Origin of the sequence: Sapientia aquatica (genome assembly GCF_004358105.1) — a bacterium.
Lineage (GTDB): Bacteria > Pseudomonadota > Gammaproteobacteria > Burkholderiales > Burkholderiaceae_D > Solimicrobium > Solimicrobium aquaticum.
In genome coordinates, this window is the sequence record NZ_SMYL01000001.1 from 345,559 (window position 1) to 360,277 (window position 14,719).

A 14,719-nucleotide genomic window follows, 5' to 3' on the forward strand; every position below is an offset into this window, starting at 1 on the left:
GAACTGATTCTTTAACGACTGTTTTACAAAAATAAAATAACTCGAATTGTTTGTCTGGCCAACATACGGCTGCCCAATCTGTTCCCATTCCAATCATTAAATTGAGTGCTAACCCAATGAATAATCCAGTCACATTGAACGACGCATCCGATCGCGCTTTTTTGGGCCATCCAGTCGGCCTAGCCTACATTTCCTTTACCGAAGCTTGGGAACGGTTCTCTTACTACGGAATGCAAACCTTGTTGGTGCTGTACATGGTCAACCAACTCTTGTTGCCAGGTCATATTGAGAACATCGCGGGTTTTACTGCTTTTCGCTGGTTTGTTGAGCATTTATATGGCAAAGAGTTGTCGGTCGTCGCCTTGTCGTCGGCAATCTTTGGCTTGTATAGCGGCTTCGTTTATTTGACCCCGATCGCAGGCGGATTTATTGCCGACCGTTTGCTCGGCAAGACATCGACCATCGTTGTCGGCGCGTTATTAATGTCAGCTGGTCATTTTTTAATGGCGTTTGATTTTTCCTTCTTAATCGCCTTATTGTGCTTGCTCACTGGTGTTGGTTGCTTTAAAGGGAACTTGGCCAGCCAAGTAAGCGCTCTGTATGCCGCGACCGATAACCGCCGCGCCGATGCGTTCCAAATCTACTATTTGTTTATTAACGCCGCCGTCATAATTTCGCCACTCGTTTGCGGCACATTGGGTGAAAAAATGGGCTGGCATTATGGCTTTGGTGCTGCAGGCGTGGGCATGTTGATCTCTTTGGTGATCTACCTTTCCGGCAAAAAATGGTTGCCTAAAGAAGACGCTAAAGCGGTTAAATCCGCCGAATCTGCTGCTCCAGTGGTGAAAGCGCCTTTGAGTAAAAAAGAACGTAACGCCATCGTTGTGTTGCTGTTTTTACTTCCGGTTTTAGCGGTTGGTAGCATCGGTAATCAAGAAATTTTTAACGCGTATTTGTTGTGGGTGCCACAGCATATTGATTTGGTTTTCTTTGGCCAAGTCATGCCTACAACGTGGTTAATTACTTTGGATGCGACGGTGAGCGTGAGCGCCCTGGTATTGAGTTTATTGTTTTGGCGCTGGTGGGCTAAGCGCTTTCCCGAGCCTACTGAAATCTACAAAATGACCATAGGATTGGTTTTAGGAACCTTGGGTTTGGTCGCCTTGGGAATTGCTGGGCTGATTTCCGCCAACGGGCAAAAGGCGGGTATCGAATGGGTCTTGGCATTTGAATTTTTGAACGCCTTTGGATTTGCTAATTTATTCCCGGTCGGCTTAGCGCTATATGCTCGCTCCGCGCCGAAAGCGGTCGCTGGAACCATGATGGGTGTTTATTATTTAAACCTGTTTATGTGCAATAACTTGGTTGGCTGGTTGGGTGGTTTGGTTGAACGCATGAGCGGCGCGCAATTTTGGTTTTTGCATGTCGCCTTGGTTGGCGGTTCGGCGCTAGTCATGTTCGTGATTGCGCGTTTGTTTGGCAAATACTTACTACCGGATGAATTAGCCACTTCGCCCTAAATTGACGCTCGTTCTGCAAATCGCCGTTCTACCTGTTCCAAGCACGATGAAAATGCCCTAAATAGGGCATAGCAAAATTAACATCTCGCCTTTATGCTTGGTCGTGAAAAGTTGCACCACTTTTGCGTGGGTAGATTGGTATAGGAGAAGGATGATGAACGTGTTCCGTTGGGCCTTGGAAAGGTTGCTGTCGTTAGTTTTTGTGATGTTGTTGGTATTGGTTTTTATGCGGTGCGATGCTTTATTTAGTAGCAATTGGATCGATTTTTTATTGGCTTTTGTCGCACTAGGATTGATGCTGAAAAACCATCAATTAACTAATCGGCTGGAGCAACTGAATCAAGCTAAGAAAAAAGATATGCGCCACATGATGGATTTAATTATTGAAAATCGCCGCTTAAACCAAGGACGCGAATCCGATCAACGTTCGAATTAGCAAGCAGCTGGGATTTACGCACCGTGCGCCACGCTTTCCCATATATCAATCTGCGGCATAATCTCAAAGCACCGTTCCACCGCCAGATAACGCTCTTTACTAGTTAGGATAAAAGGCAGTGATTGACGCAAATACCATCGAATCACAATTTTCACGCAATGTGCTTAAGACAATTTTATTGATTGTGCTGGCGGCCATTACGTTTGCATTTTATGTTTATTGGGAGCGGCAAATTATCCGTACGAACGAATTGCGCATACGCTCAATTCAACTGGCCAATCAATTGCACCAATCGTCGGATGATTTAACGCGCATGGCGCGCTCGTATGTGGATACGGGTAATCCTATTTTTAAACAAGATTACCAACAAATTCTCGATATTAGAGAAGGCAAAATCCCGCGACCACTGGCCTACAATAATTATTATTGGGATTTGCAATTGTCCGATCGTCCAGGACAAAGCCAGCCGGGCAAGGCGGTAGCGCTGCTCGAATTAATGCAGCATGTCGGTTTTACCGAGGAAGAATTAGATAAGTTGGAACTGGCCAAAGCCAATTCAGACGCGTTAACCAAACTTGAATTTAGTGCCATGGCACTCGTTGAAAAGCAGCCAGTGACTGACGAAAATCGCGCTACTGCAGTGCGCTTATTAAACGACGCTAATTACCACCAAGCCAAAGCCAATATCATGCGTCCCATTAGTGAATTCAACACCTTGATGGAACAGCGTACCTACACGGCAGTAAAATTCGCCGAAAAAATCACCACCTTTTCTCGCTTAATTTTTATTTTTATTAGTGTCGTTTTGCTGCTGTTAATGTGGCGGGTTTATTACGCGCTGCAAGTCACCCTAGGTTGCTCAGTGGGTGAATTGCACAGCCGTATGAAACGCTTGGGTAAGGGCGATTTTGCCACGCCGATTATTCTGCCCGAAGGTAAAGAAAACACCGTGCTTGGCATGCTAGCGCAAGCGCAAAATAATCTGGCGATCATGGATCAAAAGCGCCTAGAGGCAGAAGAAAAAGTCCGTCAATTAGCGTTCTATGATTCCTTAACCGAGTTGCCCAATCGCCGCCTGTTTGAAGACCGCCTGCGCCAAGCGCGCTATAGCAGCAAGCGCAATAACGAATTTGATGCCTTGATGTTTATCGACTTGGATAACTTTAAACCCTTGAACGATCAGCATGGACATGGGATAGGCGATTTGCTACTCATCGAAGTGGCGCATCGCTTGCAAAACTGCGTGCGGGAAGTGGACACCGTTGCGCGTTTTGGTGGCGATGAGTTTGTCGTGATGTTGGTTGATCTAAAAGACGATATTAACGTTGCCAATGCGCACGCGAAAACAATCGCTGAACATATTTGTTCTACCCTCGCTCAACCTTATCAATTGACTTGGCGCGAGAACAATCAAGAGCAATCCATTACTCATAGCTGTTCGGCTAGCATCGGTGTAGTGATTTTTTCTAGCGATGGCGGTAACGATGAGGAGTTGCTCAAAATGGCCGATGACGCGATGTACGAAGCGAAGAATTCAGGGCGCAATTGCGTTTGCTTTTATCAATCGCAGGCTAACTAATAAGAGCGTTTTTTTCGGCAACTGGTGCGCCCAGCGCATCATAGCGTTGAAGACTACCGTCTTCGAGTAACGCTAACCAATCCCCACGCCATGCTTTAGCTTGATCGCTATCGCGGTCCCAATCCGATAACACGTAACGTAATTTTTGCCCGTACTGATGCAAGGCGGGACGATGGGTGTGGCCGTGTATTAGAACATCAGCTTGATGCTGGTTTAACTGTGCAATGACCGCATCTGGATTGACATCCATAATCATGGCCGATTGCTGCATTTGTTTTTGTTGATGCTGCTGACTTTGCTGGCGCATTCCGGCGATGATGGCTTTGCGTTCCACTAATGGTTTGCTTAAAAATGCTGCTTGCCATTCTGGCTTTCGTACTTGGGTCCGAAACTGCTGGTAGGCGAGATCGTCAGTGCAAAATTGATCGCCGTGTGAGATCAGATAACGTTTCCCTGCATGCTCGAATAAATACGGATCCGGCAGCAGCGTGATATTAGTTGCCCGTGCAAATACATCCCCAACTAAAAAATCACGATTGCCAGCGATCCAAAAGACGGCAACGTCCGCGTTACTCACTTCGCGCAAGGCGTGACATATTTTTTGCGCAAAGGGAGACTCCAGATCGTCATCCCCAGCCCAATATTCAAATATATCGCCGAGCAAATAAAGCTGTTTTGCGTGCCGCGCGGCGCTGCTTAAAAAGCGCAAAAATACTTCCGTCGTCGCCGGCATTTCGCTCTGCAAATGCAGGTCGGAAATAAAAAGCGCGACCACATCGGGTCGCGCTAATTGTGATGAATTGTTATCTACAACGGACGAAGCAAGCAATGTCATAGATAACAGTCGCTGTAATTAAACAACTTCAGCTTTGAGGATAACAACGTCTTCAGCAGGCACATCTTGGAACATGCCGCTGCGAGTCGTTTTAACGCCTTTGATTTTATCGACCACGTCAGTGCCTTCAACGACATTGCCGAAAACACAGTAGCCCCAACCGTCTTGACCTGGATAATCCAAGAAGCTGTTGTTGGACACATTGATAAAGAATTGTGCCGAGGCCGAATGTGGGTCGGAAGTACGCGCCATAGCGAGTGAATACTTAGCGTTCTTCAAGCCGTTTTTGGCTTCGTTTTCGATTTGGTCTTTGGTCGGTTTTTGCTTCATGCCTGGCTCAAAACCGCCGCCCTGGATCATGAAACCATCGATGACGCGATGGAAAATGGTGTTGGTGTAGAAACCGTCTTCGACGTATGCAATGAAGTTGGCAACTGTTTTTGGTGCTTTTTCGGCATCCAATTCAATTTTGATGTTGCCATGATTAGTGGTTAATAAAACGGCCATGATTAAGGTCTTTCATAGAGAAGGTTAAAACACGAAATAGTATGTGCGCCTAGGTTAATTGCTTGCTGCTGCTGGTGTTGGTTGGCTTGCTGGTTGCTCAGTTGCTGGTGTTTTTTGCTCGGTATTCTCGACTGCTGGTGCTGCGACTGGCGCTGGTTCGGCCGGTTTGATGCCGAGTTGTTCGTCGATAGTTTTTGGCGTGATATGAGTTTTCAGGATTTTAGCTGAAATTACTGTTACCGTTTTCTTCGGCACGTTCAAATTTTCACCGCGGGCTTCGGTTTCCAATACTTTGATTTGATTAACAACCGCCATCCCGTCGATGACACGTCCAAATGGCGCGTAGCCAGCGGAGATTAATAAGGCTTCAGCGCGCGGCATGGTGCGCATGGTGCCACGACGCATAAATTGTACTGGGTCCCCATCCGGGATTTTGGCTGGATTTAAAAAATCGTTATTGGCGACGTTGATGAAGAATTCAGATGTGGCGGTATTGGGTTGCATTTCACGCGCCATGGCGATCGTGCCAATGTCATTCTTTAATCCATGATCGACTGCATTTTGGGCTTCGAGCACAATTGGTGCTTTCGCTTTCTTTTCTTTCAGGTCTTTACCCATGCCACCGCCTTGAATCATAAATCCGTCAATAACGCGGTGGAAAATTGTGCCGTTATAAAAACCACTTTTTACATATTGCAGAAAGTTTTTGACGGTTTTAGGCGCCGCCTCTGGATCGAGTTCCAAAACGATAGTGCCCAAGTTAGTGTTAAGTTCAACTTGCGGAGCTGGTTCCGCCGCCAAACAGGTAGTCCCTAGGCTGGCTGTGATAACTAAGCTCGCCATTAAGGAGCGTAGCGGTAAGCATAAAGGTAAGTTTAGCGAAGAGCGTAATTGCATGATGGCGACTTTCAAAAAGGGTGAAAGGGTAACTTTACAACTAGGCCAGTTGGCCTAAATAACGACTTCATAAATAATTTTCCAACGATTGGCTTCTTTTGCCCAATATTGGCGCTTGCGCGTTACGTTGCGATTTTTCCCAAAGCGGGATTCTTGGGTGAACGTGCTCACTAGCAGATTTTCTTTGCCGGGATAATAAAACACGGTGACATCACTAAGTTTGATGCTCAGATCAGCAGTGCCGGCAAACAGCGCTTGCTGCTTATCAAACCAAACCGAGAGACTATCGCCTTGCGGACTTCTAAATTTGCTGGAGTAATTGTTAAGCCAGCGCGAATCGCTTTTACTTTCAACATCCAAGCGCCAATCGTTAATTAATTTGGTAGCAGAATCGCGTTCCTCATTCCATTTGGCGGGCGTAACAAATTCGACGTGTTCGCTGATGACTACGGGAGTTTTGCCAATTTCGACCGTTTCAGAAATTTTTTGCAAATCGGGATTGGTCAAAACGATGCAGCCGTCCGATGCCAAAGGAGGGCGGCTAAAACTGTCGGATGGCGTGCCATGCAACCAAATACCTTTGCCGCTGCGTCCATTTACCTTATCCCATTCATTCGGATAATTAATCGGCAATGCGCCAGCGCCATAAAAATCGGACAGTTTGGAACCCGGTAAGTGACTGGTGATGTAATACACGCCAAGCGGGGTTTTTTGGTCGCCTTCTTTAATTTTTTCTACGCCCAGTTTGCCTTGGGTCATGTAGTAGTCAGAGACGAATTTTAGTTTGCCAGCTTGGTTTTCGTAGACATACAAGCGGGAGCGATTTGCGTCCACGACCAAGACATGTTTTTGATCGTCGCGCAGCTGCAGAACGGCTCGTGGCACTAGATTAGGATTAGGGCGCTCACTCAAAGATTTAATCCGCGCACGTGCTTCGTCGCGTAAATCTTTTAATTTGTCGGGTGGAGCATTTTTTGCAGCGCCAAACGTGGTTACCGGAAAATTATGCATCATCAATAAATCGCCTTGCACTAAATACCCAAGGCGAAATGTTGGGTACGCGGCGACCAGCTTGTCGGCCAAAGCTTGTGCTGCGTTGAGCTTATTTTGGGCAAGTAATTTATAGACTTCGATCAACATGGCATCGGGATCGGGTGCGGATGTTGATGCGGCTGCGGTCGAGGAAATTGCTGTGGGCGGTGACATCGGCGCGTTTTTTGCGCGTGAGGCGGCGTTGGCTTGCGCCAAGATACAAAAAGTCAGCGCCAAAAAGATACTTTTGGCGCTTGGTAAATTCGATGAAGTCACTTGAGCTGCACTTTTAAAAACAGAACTAGGCATTAACCACCCGCCCGCTCCTGCGAGATTTGCCACTTGCCATCTTGTTTGGTTAAGACCAATGTTTTACGGCTGTCTGCTTTTAATTTGTCAGAATTATAGATTTGGCGGAATCGGACTGTGGCTGTATTGCCATCGAACGATACTTTAGGTGAATCGACTTTAACGCTAATACGTCCTTTGCCTTCAATCCGCACGCGCCGATCTTCCGACCACGATTTGCGGGTTGCGCCTTTGGGCAATTGAAAGTCTTTGCCATAGAACGCTAAATAAGCCGAAGTGTTTTTGTCGCTCCACGCACTTGCCCAGGCATCGACCACCGCGAGTACATCGTTTTGATCATTATTTTTGGGTTCGACCTTAGGTTCAGGCTTGGCGACTGGCTTGGTATCTAGTTTCGGTTCTACTTTGGCGGGAGCTGCGGCAGGTTTGGTTGCCGGAGCTGCTGGCGTTGGGGCAGCAGGAGTAGCGGCGGCGACTTGTTTTGCCGGCTCTGCTACTTTAGCTGGCGGAGTTACTGGCTTTGCTGCCGCGACTGGAGCGACTGGTTTGCTTGCTGCATTGTTGGCGACAATGCTGTTGCTGTTGGTGAATAAGTTACGAATTAATGTCAGCTTCAATTTGGCGCCGGAATTGCCCGAATCCAATTGCAATGCCTTGTCATACGCTTGGCTGGCCATTTTTGCATAAATGTCGCCTAAGTTTTCATGCGCCGTGCCATACGATGGATTGGTGCGGATCGCCATTTCTAATGCTGCACGCGCTTTATCTAACTGATTGGTGGAGGCAAACAACACAGCTAAGTTGTTATAAGGCTCGGGCAAATCAGGGAAATCTTCAGTCAACTTCGTAAAAACAGCGATTGCCTCAGTCGTCTTATTTTGCTCAGCTAAGATCAACCCTTTAGAGAAGCGCATTTGGGCATCTTTAGGATGCTGCGCTAAGTAGGCATCGGCCTTTTGCAACGCTTCGGGATATAAGCCGCTTTGAATTAATCTAGACACATCGGCAACATCATCGGCCAAGGCCGGAATCGAAATAGTGCTCGTTAAACTGGCAACGGCGATGCCAAGTGCGATAAACCAGCTGCGCGTATGTTTACTTGTCATTTTGTCGTAATGTGAGAGTTGGCTTAGATGGTATACTGAGCGTCCAATATTTTTAGTTTTTGGTACCGCTGCAAAGGCATCATATTAGCAAAGAAGTTGTGAAAATTTGTTAGTTTCTTGCGTTGTGCCAGGTTTTATATGCCTTTGCGATCATTTTTGCACTGAATTTATCAACAAATGTTGGCCTTATTCTCGCTAAACTGAAAATCTCACGAGATTAAATTAAAGCGCCAAATTCGACTGCTTTTAGTTGTTCTGACTCATTTATCAATCTTTTTACCATCCCATTCACTCCATGAGCGACCAAAAAATCTACAACACGTTGGCACGTGAGAAACAAAGCTTTACCCCGATTGATCCAGGCAAGGTGCGCATGTACGCCTGCGGAATGACAGTCTACGATTACTGCCACATTGGTCACGCTCGCCTAATGGTGGTGTTTGATATGGTGCAGCGCTGGTTGCGTGCGTCTGGTTACGCGGTAACTTACGTGCAAAACATCACCGATATTGACGATAAAATCATTGCCCGAGCAGGACAAAACGGCGAGTCAATCTCAACCCTAACTGCCCGCTATATTCAATATATGCAAGAAGATGCAGCCGCATTGGGCGTGCAGTTGCCGGACCATGTGCCACGCGCCACCGCCTACATTCCGCAAATGGTGGAATTGATTGAAAAATTACAAAAAAATGGCTTGGCTTATCAGGGCACCGATGGCGATGTGAATTTTTCAGTGCGTGATTTCCCCGGTTACGGCAAGTTATCCGGCAAGTCGCTAGATGATTTGCGCGCGGGTGAGCGGGTGGATGTTAATTCGGGTAAGCGCGACCCGCTAGATTTTGTGCTGTGGAAATCGGCCAAAGAGACGGAACCCGAGGAAGTAAAGTGGGATTCGCCATGGGGACGTGGTCGTCCAGGTTGGCATATCGAATGCTCGGCCATGGCGAGCGACTTGTTGGGCGAACATTTTGATATTCATGGCGGCGGACAAGATTTGCAATTCCCGCACCATGAAAACGAAATCGCCCAGTCCGAAGGCGCGCATCAACATACTTTTGCTAATTATTGGATGCACAACGGATTTGTGCGGGTCGATAATGAAAAAATGTCCAAATCGCTAGGCAATTTTTTCACCATCCGCGAAGTATTAAAGGAATACGACCCTGAAGTTGTGCGCTTCTTTATTTTGCGTGCCCATTATCGTAGCCAGATTAATTATTCCGATGCTAATTTAGATGATGCTAAATCTGCATTGAAGCGACTGTATTCGGCGCTCAAGGAAGTTCCGCCCGATGCGCAGCCGTTGGAGTTGAATGAGGCCTTTGCCAAGCAGTTTTACGCTGCGATGTACGACGATTTCAACACCTCGTTAGCGATTGCTGCCTTGTTTGAGTTGGCCACAGAAGTGAACAAAAACAAGTCGCCGGCGCAAGCGCGTCAGCTGAAATTATTGGCAGGAATTTTGGGCTTTTTAGAGCGTGAGCCGCAAGAGTTTTTGCAGTCGGGCAACGAAAATGGGATGGCAGAATCGGAAATCGCTGATAAAATTGCAGCCCGAACAGCGGCCAAGCTAGCCAAAAACTTTGCTGAATCAGACCGCATACGTGCCGAATTATTGGCCAATAACATCATATTGGAAGACAAGCCCGGCGGCATTACTGAATGGCGCCGAGCATAATTGCATGACAAATCCACCTTATCGCGAGCTCCCCGAGTACTGGGAGCAAGCCAAACAAGAGTTAATGAAGCGCGACCGAATTATGCGCAAACTTATTCCTCAGTTTGGTGATTTACGTCTTGCCGGTCGTGGCGAGCCATTTTTGACTCTGTGTCGTTCAATTGTCGGTCAGCAAGTGACGGTTGCGTCAGCGGATGTTGTCTGGGGTAAATTCTTGGCGACTTGTGTTAAGTGCACGCCTAGTAATGTGATCAATGCTGGCTCCGAGCAATTACTGGCTTGCGGCTTGTCCAAACGCAAAACTGAGTATATTCTCGACTTAGCAGGGCATTTTAAAGAAAAACGGGTGCACGTTGAAAAATGGGCGGAGATGGCCGACGAAGACGTCATTTCCGAGCTAATTCAAATTCGTGGCATCGGACGCTGGACAGCGGAGATGTTTTTGATATTTAATCTGCTCCGGCCAAATATTTTGCCGTTGGATGATCCGGGCTTATTAAAAGGCATCAGTATTAATTATTTTTCCGGTGAACCTGTTTCGCGCAGCGATGCCAGAGAAGTGGCGGCTAACTGGGAACCGTGGCGCACAGTCGCTACTTGGTATTTATGGCGCAGTTTGGATTCGGTTGCTACTGAAACCAAAGCCGCCAACTGATTGATTTACGTGATTTTGCTTTAACTGGGTTGGTCGCAGGACATAATTTATTCGATCGAATGTTGATTTAGGTAAATTTTTAAGCGCGACAAACCGATATAATTTTGCAGTGTTCTTAAATGCTGCGTTAAGGGAGTTAGGATGACTAAAACTACATTTCTGAGCTTTGAGCAATCCGTTGCCGAACTAGAGTCTAAGATTGAAGAACTACGTTTTGTGCAGGATGATTCAGCAGTCGATATTTCAGAAGAAATCGACCGACTTTCCAAGAAAAGCCAGTTATTAACCAAAGATATCTACGCCAAACTTACCCCATGGCAAGTGTCCCAAATCTCCCGTCATCCGCAACGCCCCTACACCCTCGATTACATCAACGAAATTTTTACCGATTTCCATGAATTGCATGGCGACCGCAGCTTTGCCGACGATCAAGCTATTGTCGGTGGCTTAGCGCGCTTTAACGGTCAAGCATGTATGGTCATGGGTCATCAAAAAGGCCGCGATACCAAAGAGCGCGCCATCCGCAATTTCGGTATGCCAAAACCAGAAGGCTATCGCAAAGCGATGCGTTTGATGAAGTTGGCCGAAAAATTCAATTTGCCGGTGTTTACCTTTATTGACACCACTGGCGCATGGCCTGGTATCGACGCTGAAGAGCGCGGTCAGTCCGAAGCGATTGGCCATAATTTGTACGTGATGGCCGAGCTGAAAGTGCCACTGATCGCCACCATTATTGGTGAAGGCGGTTCTGGTGGCGCGTTGGCCATGGCGGTCGGTGACGCTGTGTTGATGTTGCAATATGCAACATACTCCGTTATTTCACCAGAAGGCTGTGCATCGATTTTGTGGAAAACATCCGAACGCGCTGCCGATGCCGCTGAAGCATTAGGCTTGACAGCACATCGGTTGAAAGCAATTGGCTTAATCGACAAAATTATTACCGAGCCATTGGGCGGCGCACATCGCGATCCGAAGCAAATGGCGGTGTTGGTAAAACGCGCATTGGCCGATACATTGCGCCAATTCCAAGGAGTTAAAACCAAGGATTTGCTCGAAGCTCGCCATGAAAAACTGATGAGCTACGGTAAATTTAAAGAAACAAAAGCAGCTGAATAATTTGTTTTATTCGGCGAAATAGTTTCGCCAGTTCCGTGTTACGAGTGCCAAGGCAGGTGGACGCAGAGTAAATCTGAGTCACTTGCCTTTATTTATTTTAAGAGCCGTCCATGCAAGCACAATTTGATTTGGTCTTGAATCAAATCCTTACCAATCTGCCGCCGCAAACCGAACAACCGCGCATTGCCGTGGCGTATAGCGGAGGCCTTGATTCGGCGGTGTTGTTGAAACTGTGTGCGACCTTTGCTCAACATCATTCTTTGCCACTGATGGCGCTGCACGTGCATCACGGATTAAGCCCCAATGCCAACGCTTGGGTCGTGCACTGCGAGCAGCAGTGCAAGGCGATGGATATTCCTTTTGAAGTCGCCTATGTTCAACTCGGGCAAACGCAAGACGAAGGCATCGAGGCCACTGCGCGTAAAAAACGCTATAGCGCTTTAGGTCAACTGAGCCAGCAACATCAAATTGACGTCTTATTGACCGCACACCATCAGGACGATCAGGCAGAAACGTTGTTGCTGCAATTATTGCGTGGTGCTGGGATAGCTGGTTTATGCGGGATGCAGCAAAGTCATTACGCCAAAAGTTTGCTCGAAAACGAAACCTTATTGTTAGTGCGTCCATTATTAAATGCGACCCGTGAAGAGATTGAGCGTTACGCAACCGAACATCAAATTCAACACATTGAAGACGAATCCAACTTGGATGAACGCTTCGCCCGCAACGCGCTGCGGCATCAAATCATGCCGCTGTTGGCGCAGCATTTCCCCGGATTTCAATCACGCTTTGCTCGCACAGCGTTGCATGCGCAATCTGCGTTGGTGCTGTTAGAACAGTTAGCGCAACAAGATTATCGCCTATGTTTGTCCGAATCGAATTCGCGTGAATTAAACGTGGTGACGCTGCAAGACTTGCCTGACGAGCGCATCGACAACGTGCTGCGTTATTGGATCGCTGTGCATAATGTCCAAATGCCGAGTGCGGCGCGTTTGAGTGAAATTCGCAAACAACTTTTGCATGCGCGTGATGATGCCCAAGTTTGCGTAAAGCATGGTGAAGTAGAAGTGCATCGATATCGTCAGCAATTGAGCATCGCTAAATGCGCGCTTCCAACGCCGGATGTAATCAGTTTTGTTTGGCAGGGGCAAGCCAGTATTGCCTTCCCTTCGTTTGCAGGACAGTTGTGTTTCCATAAGGCGCAGCCCGATCAGTTCGGAATCCCAAGTAAATGGTTGGCCGAACAAAGGCTGCAAATTCGACCAAGGCAGGGCGGGGAAAGGCTTAAATTAGCGCCCAATCGTCCAACGCGCGATATGAAGAGTCATTACCAAACCGCTGGGATTGCGTATTGGCAGCGGGAGCGATTGCCGTTTGTTTTTGCCGATAAAGAATTGGTTTTTGCTGCAGGAATTGGGATGAACGGCGCGCTCAGCGCATTGCAACTCAATGGGGATCAAGCGGATTGCTACGTGTTGGAATGGCAGGCGGATTAACTATCTTGGTGCTGGTTCAACTAAATTTGTTTAACGATTAAGTCATCAAATGTTAATCAAACGGGGCTGATTCCTGCGCCCATCAAAGAAAAATAATCCTTTTTATAAAAAAGCTGCATTTTCTTCGGTGATTTGGCGAAGTTTCACTAAATTTCTTAATACTATTCAGTTATAAGCATATTTAAGTAACAAACTAGGCTTGTTATTTTGCGTTGCAGCATGTAAAGTTAGTGGCTTATTTTTTTGCGCAGTTTGCACCACTTTCTGTTCCTATTTGCTACTACATTCACTATGGCTTTAATTGTTCATAAATACGGCGGTACTTCGATGGGCTCAACCGAGCGCATCAAAAATGTCGCAAAGCGCGTGGCCAAATGGCATGACGCAGGTCACCAAATCGTTGTTGTTCCCTCCGCCATGTCAGGCGAAACTAACCGAATTCTGGGCTTGGCCAAAGAAATTTGCGACCAACCCGATCCGCGTGAACTCGACGTCATCGCAGCAACTGGCGAACAAGTTTCCGTAGGTTTATTGGCGATCGCATTGCAAGCCATTGGCAAGCAAGCCGTTTCCTACGCGGGCTGGCAGGTCGCCATCAAAACAGACGCCGCGCATACCAAAGCGCGTATTGCGAGTATCGATGACGTTAAGGTTAAACGTGATTTAGATGCCGGCAAAATTGTAATCATTACCGGCTTCCAAGGCGTGACCGAAGATGGTGACATTACTACGCTTGGTCGTGGTGGCTCGGACACTTCTGCCGTTGCAGTGGCAGCCGCATTGAAGGCGCAAGAATGCTTGATTTTCACTGACGTCGATGGCGTGTACACAACCGATCCGCGTGTGGTGACTGAAGCTCGCCGTTTAAATACCGTCACCTTTGAAGAGATGCTGGAAATGGCGTCTCTCGGTTCAAAAGTATTGCAAATCCGCTCGGTCGAATTTGCCGGTAACTATAAAATGCCAACCCGCGTTTTATCATCACTAACTGACCCATTAATACCGCTGGAAATCGAAGCAAAATCCGGCACTCTGATTTCGTTTGAGGAAGACACCAACATGGAACAAGCCACAATTACTGGTATCGCATTTAATCGCGACGAAGCAAAAATCACCGTATTCGGTGTGCCCGATCGCCCAGGAATTGCCTACCAAATTTTAGGCCCAGTGGCTGATGCCAATATCGAAGTGGATATGATCATCCAGAATCAATCCGTGGAGGGTAAAACCGATTTTACTTTCACCGTGCCGCGCAACGAATACACCAAAGCGATGCAAGTTTTAGCCAGCGACGTGCAAGCGCAAATCCACGCTACCGGCATTATTGGTGACGCCAAAGTTTCCAAAGTATCGGTTGTTGGCGTCGGCATGCGCAGCCACGTCGGTATCGCGTCCCACATGTTCCGCACTTTGTCGGAAGAGGGCATCAACATTCAAATGATTTCGACCTCGGAAATCAAAATTTCGGTATTGATCGACGAGAAATACATGGAGCTAGCAGTACGTGCGTTGCACAAAGCGTTTGGCATGGAAAATCAGTAATTTTTTCC

General features: G+C 47.3%; 12 protein-coding genes and 1 pseudogene. 8 read left to right on the forward strand and 5 right to left on the reverse strand.

Going from position 1 to position 14,719, the window contains the following annotated elements; translation table 11 throughout:
• Nucleotides 1–116: 116 nt before the first annotated feature.
• From E2I14_RS01590 to E2I14_RS01600, 3 genes are all read left to right on the forward strand, one after another.
• Nucleotides 117–1,520: a peptide MFS transporter gene (locus E2I14_RS01590; protein WP_133324765.1), complete on the forward strand. Its 1,404-nt coding sequence runs from the start codon at nucleotides 117–119 to the stop codon at nucleotides 1,518–1,520.
• A gap of 151 nt (nucleotides 1,521–1,671) precedes the next feature.
• Nucleotides 1,672–1,956 carry a hypothetical protein gene (locus E2I14_RS01595; RefSeq protein WP_133324767.1) on the forward strand — a complete coding sequence of 95 codons (285 nt, stop codon included), beginning with the start codon at nucleotides 1,672–1,674 and terminating at the stop codon, nucleotides 1,954–1,956.
• A gap of 118 nt (nucleotides 1,957–2,074) precedes the next feature.
• Nucleotides 2,075–3,535: a GGDEF domain-containing protein gene (locus E2I14_RS01600; protein ID WP_133324769.1), complete on the forward strand. Its 1,461-nt coding sequence runs from the start codon at nucleotides 2,075–2,077 to the stop codon at nucleotides 3,533–3,535.
• Here the strand turns inward: E2I14_RS01600 and E2I14_RS01605 are convergent.
• From E2I14_RS01605 to E2I14_RS01625, 5 genes and pseudogenes are all read right to left on the reverse strand, one after another.
• On the reverse strand, nucleotides 3,528–4,370 hold the full coding sequence (locus tag E2I14_RS01605) for a UDP-2,3-diacylglucosamine diphosphatase (RefSeq protein WP_133324771.1): 843 nt from the start codon (nucleotides 4,368–4,370) through the stop codon (nucleotides 3,528–3,530). The genes E2I14_RS01600 and E2I14_RS01605 overlap by 8 nt on opposite strands.
• 18 nt (nucleotides 4,371–4,388) lie before the next feature.
• Nucleotides 4,389–4,877, reverse strand: coding sequence for a peptidylprolyl isomerase (locus E2I14_RS01610; protein WP_133324773.1), 489 nt, complete (start codon nucleotides 4,875–4,877; stop codon nucleotides 4,389–4,391).
• Between the two features lie 210 nt (nucleotides 4,878–5,087).
• Nucleotides 5,088–5,774: pseudogene (locus E2I14_RS01615) on the reverse strand (peptidylprolyl isomerase); the annotation flags it as partial.
• Between the two features lie 54 nt (nucleotides 5,775–5,828).
• Nucleotides 5,829–7,115, reverse strand: coding sequence for a L,D-transpeptidase family protein (locus E2I14_RS01620; protein WP_406675693.1), 1,287 nt, complete (start codon nucleotides 7,113–7,115; stop codon nucleotides 5,829–5,831).
• Nucleotides 7,115–8,221 carry a YybH family protein gene (locus E2I14_RS01625; protein ID WP_133324775.1) on the reverse strand — a complete coding sequence of 369 codons (1,107 nt, stop codon included), beginning with the start codon at nucleotides 8,219–8,221 and terminating at the stop codon, nucleotides 7,115–7,117. Before E2I14_RS01625 ends, E2I14_RS01620 begins: the two co-directional genes overlap by 1 nt.
• Nucleotides 8,222–8,516: 295 nt before the next feature.
• On the opposite strand from E2I14_RS01625, the gene cysS reads away from it, so the two are divergent.
• The 5 genes from cysS (at nucleotide 8,517) to E2I14_RS01650 (ending at nucleotide 14,711) form a co-directional block, all read left to right on the forward strand.
• Nucleotides 8,517–9,902, forward strand: a complete 1,386-nt coding sequence (cysS, locus tag E2I14_RS01630) for a cysteine--tRNA ligase (RefSeq protein WP_133324777.1) — start codon at nucleotides 8,517–8,519, stop codon at nucleotides 9,900–9,902.
• A 4-nt stretch (nucleotides 9,903–9,906) separates the two neighbouring features.
• Nucleotides 9,907–10,557 (forward strand): DNA-3-methyladenine glycosylase family protein, encoded by a 651-nt coding sequence (locus E2I14_RS01635; RefSeq protein ID WP_133324779.1) that lies wholly within the window; start codon nucleotides 9,907–9,909, stop codon nucleotides 10,555–10,557.
• 141 nt (nucleotides 10,558–10,698) lie between these two features.
• On the forward strand, nucleotides 10,699–11,673 hold the full coding sequence (locus E2I14_RS01640; RefSeq protein ID WP_133324781.1) for an acetyl-CoA carboxylase carboxyltransferase subunit alpha: 975 nt from the start codon (nucleotides 10,699–10,701) through the stop codon (nucleotides 11,671–11,673).
• Nucleotides 11,674–11,783: 110 nt separating this feature from the next.
• Nucleotides 11,784–13,169 carry a tRNA lysidine(34) synthetase TilS gene (tilS, locus tag E2I14_RS01645; RefSeq protein ID WP_133324783.1) on the forward strand — a complete coding sequence of 462 codons (1,386 nt, stop codon included), beginning with the start codon at nucleotides 11,784–11,786 and terminating at the stop codon, nucleotides 13,167–13,169.
• A 291-nt stretch (nucleotides 13,170–13,460) separates the two neighbouring features.
• A complete protein-coding gene (locus tag E2I14_RS01650) occupies nucleotides 13,461–14,711 on the forward strand; it encodes an aspartate kinase (RefSeq protein WP_133324785.1) in 1,251 nt (416 codons plus the stop codon).
• The last annotated feature ends 8 nt before the right edge of the window (nucleotides 14,712–14,719 follow it).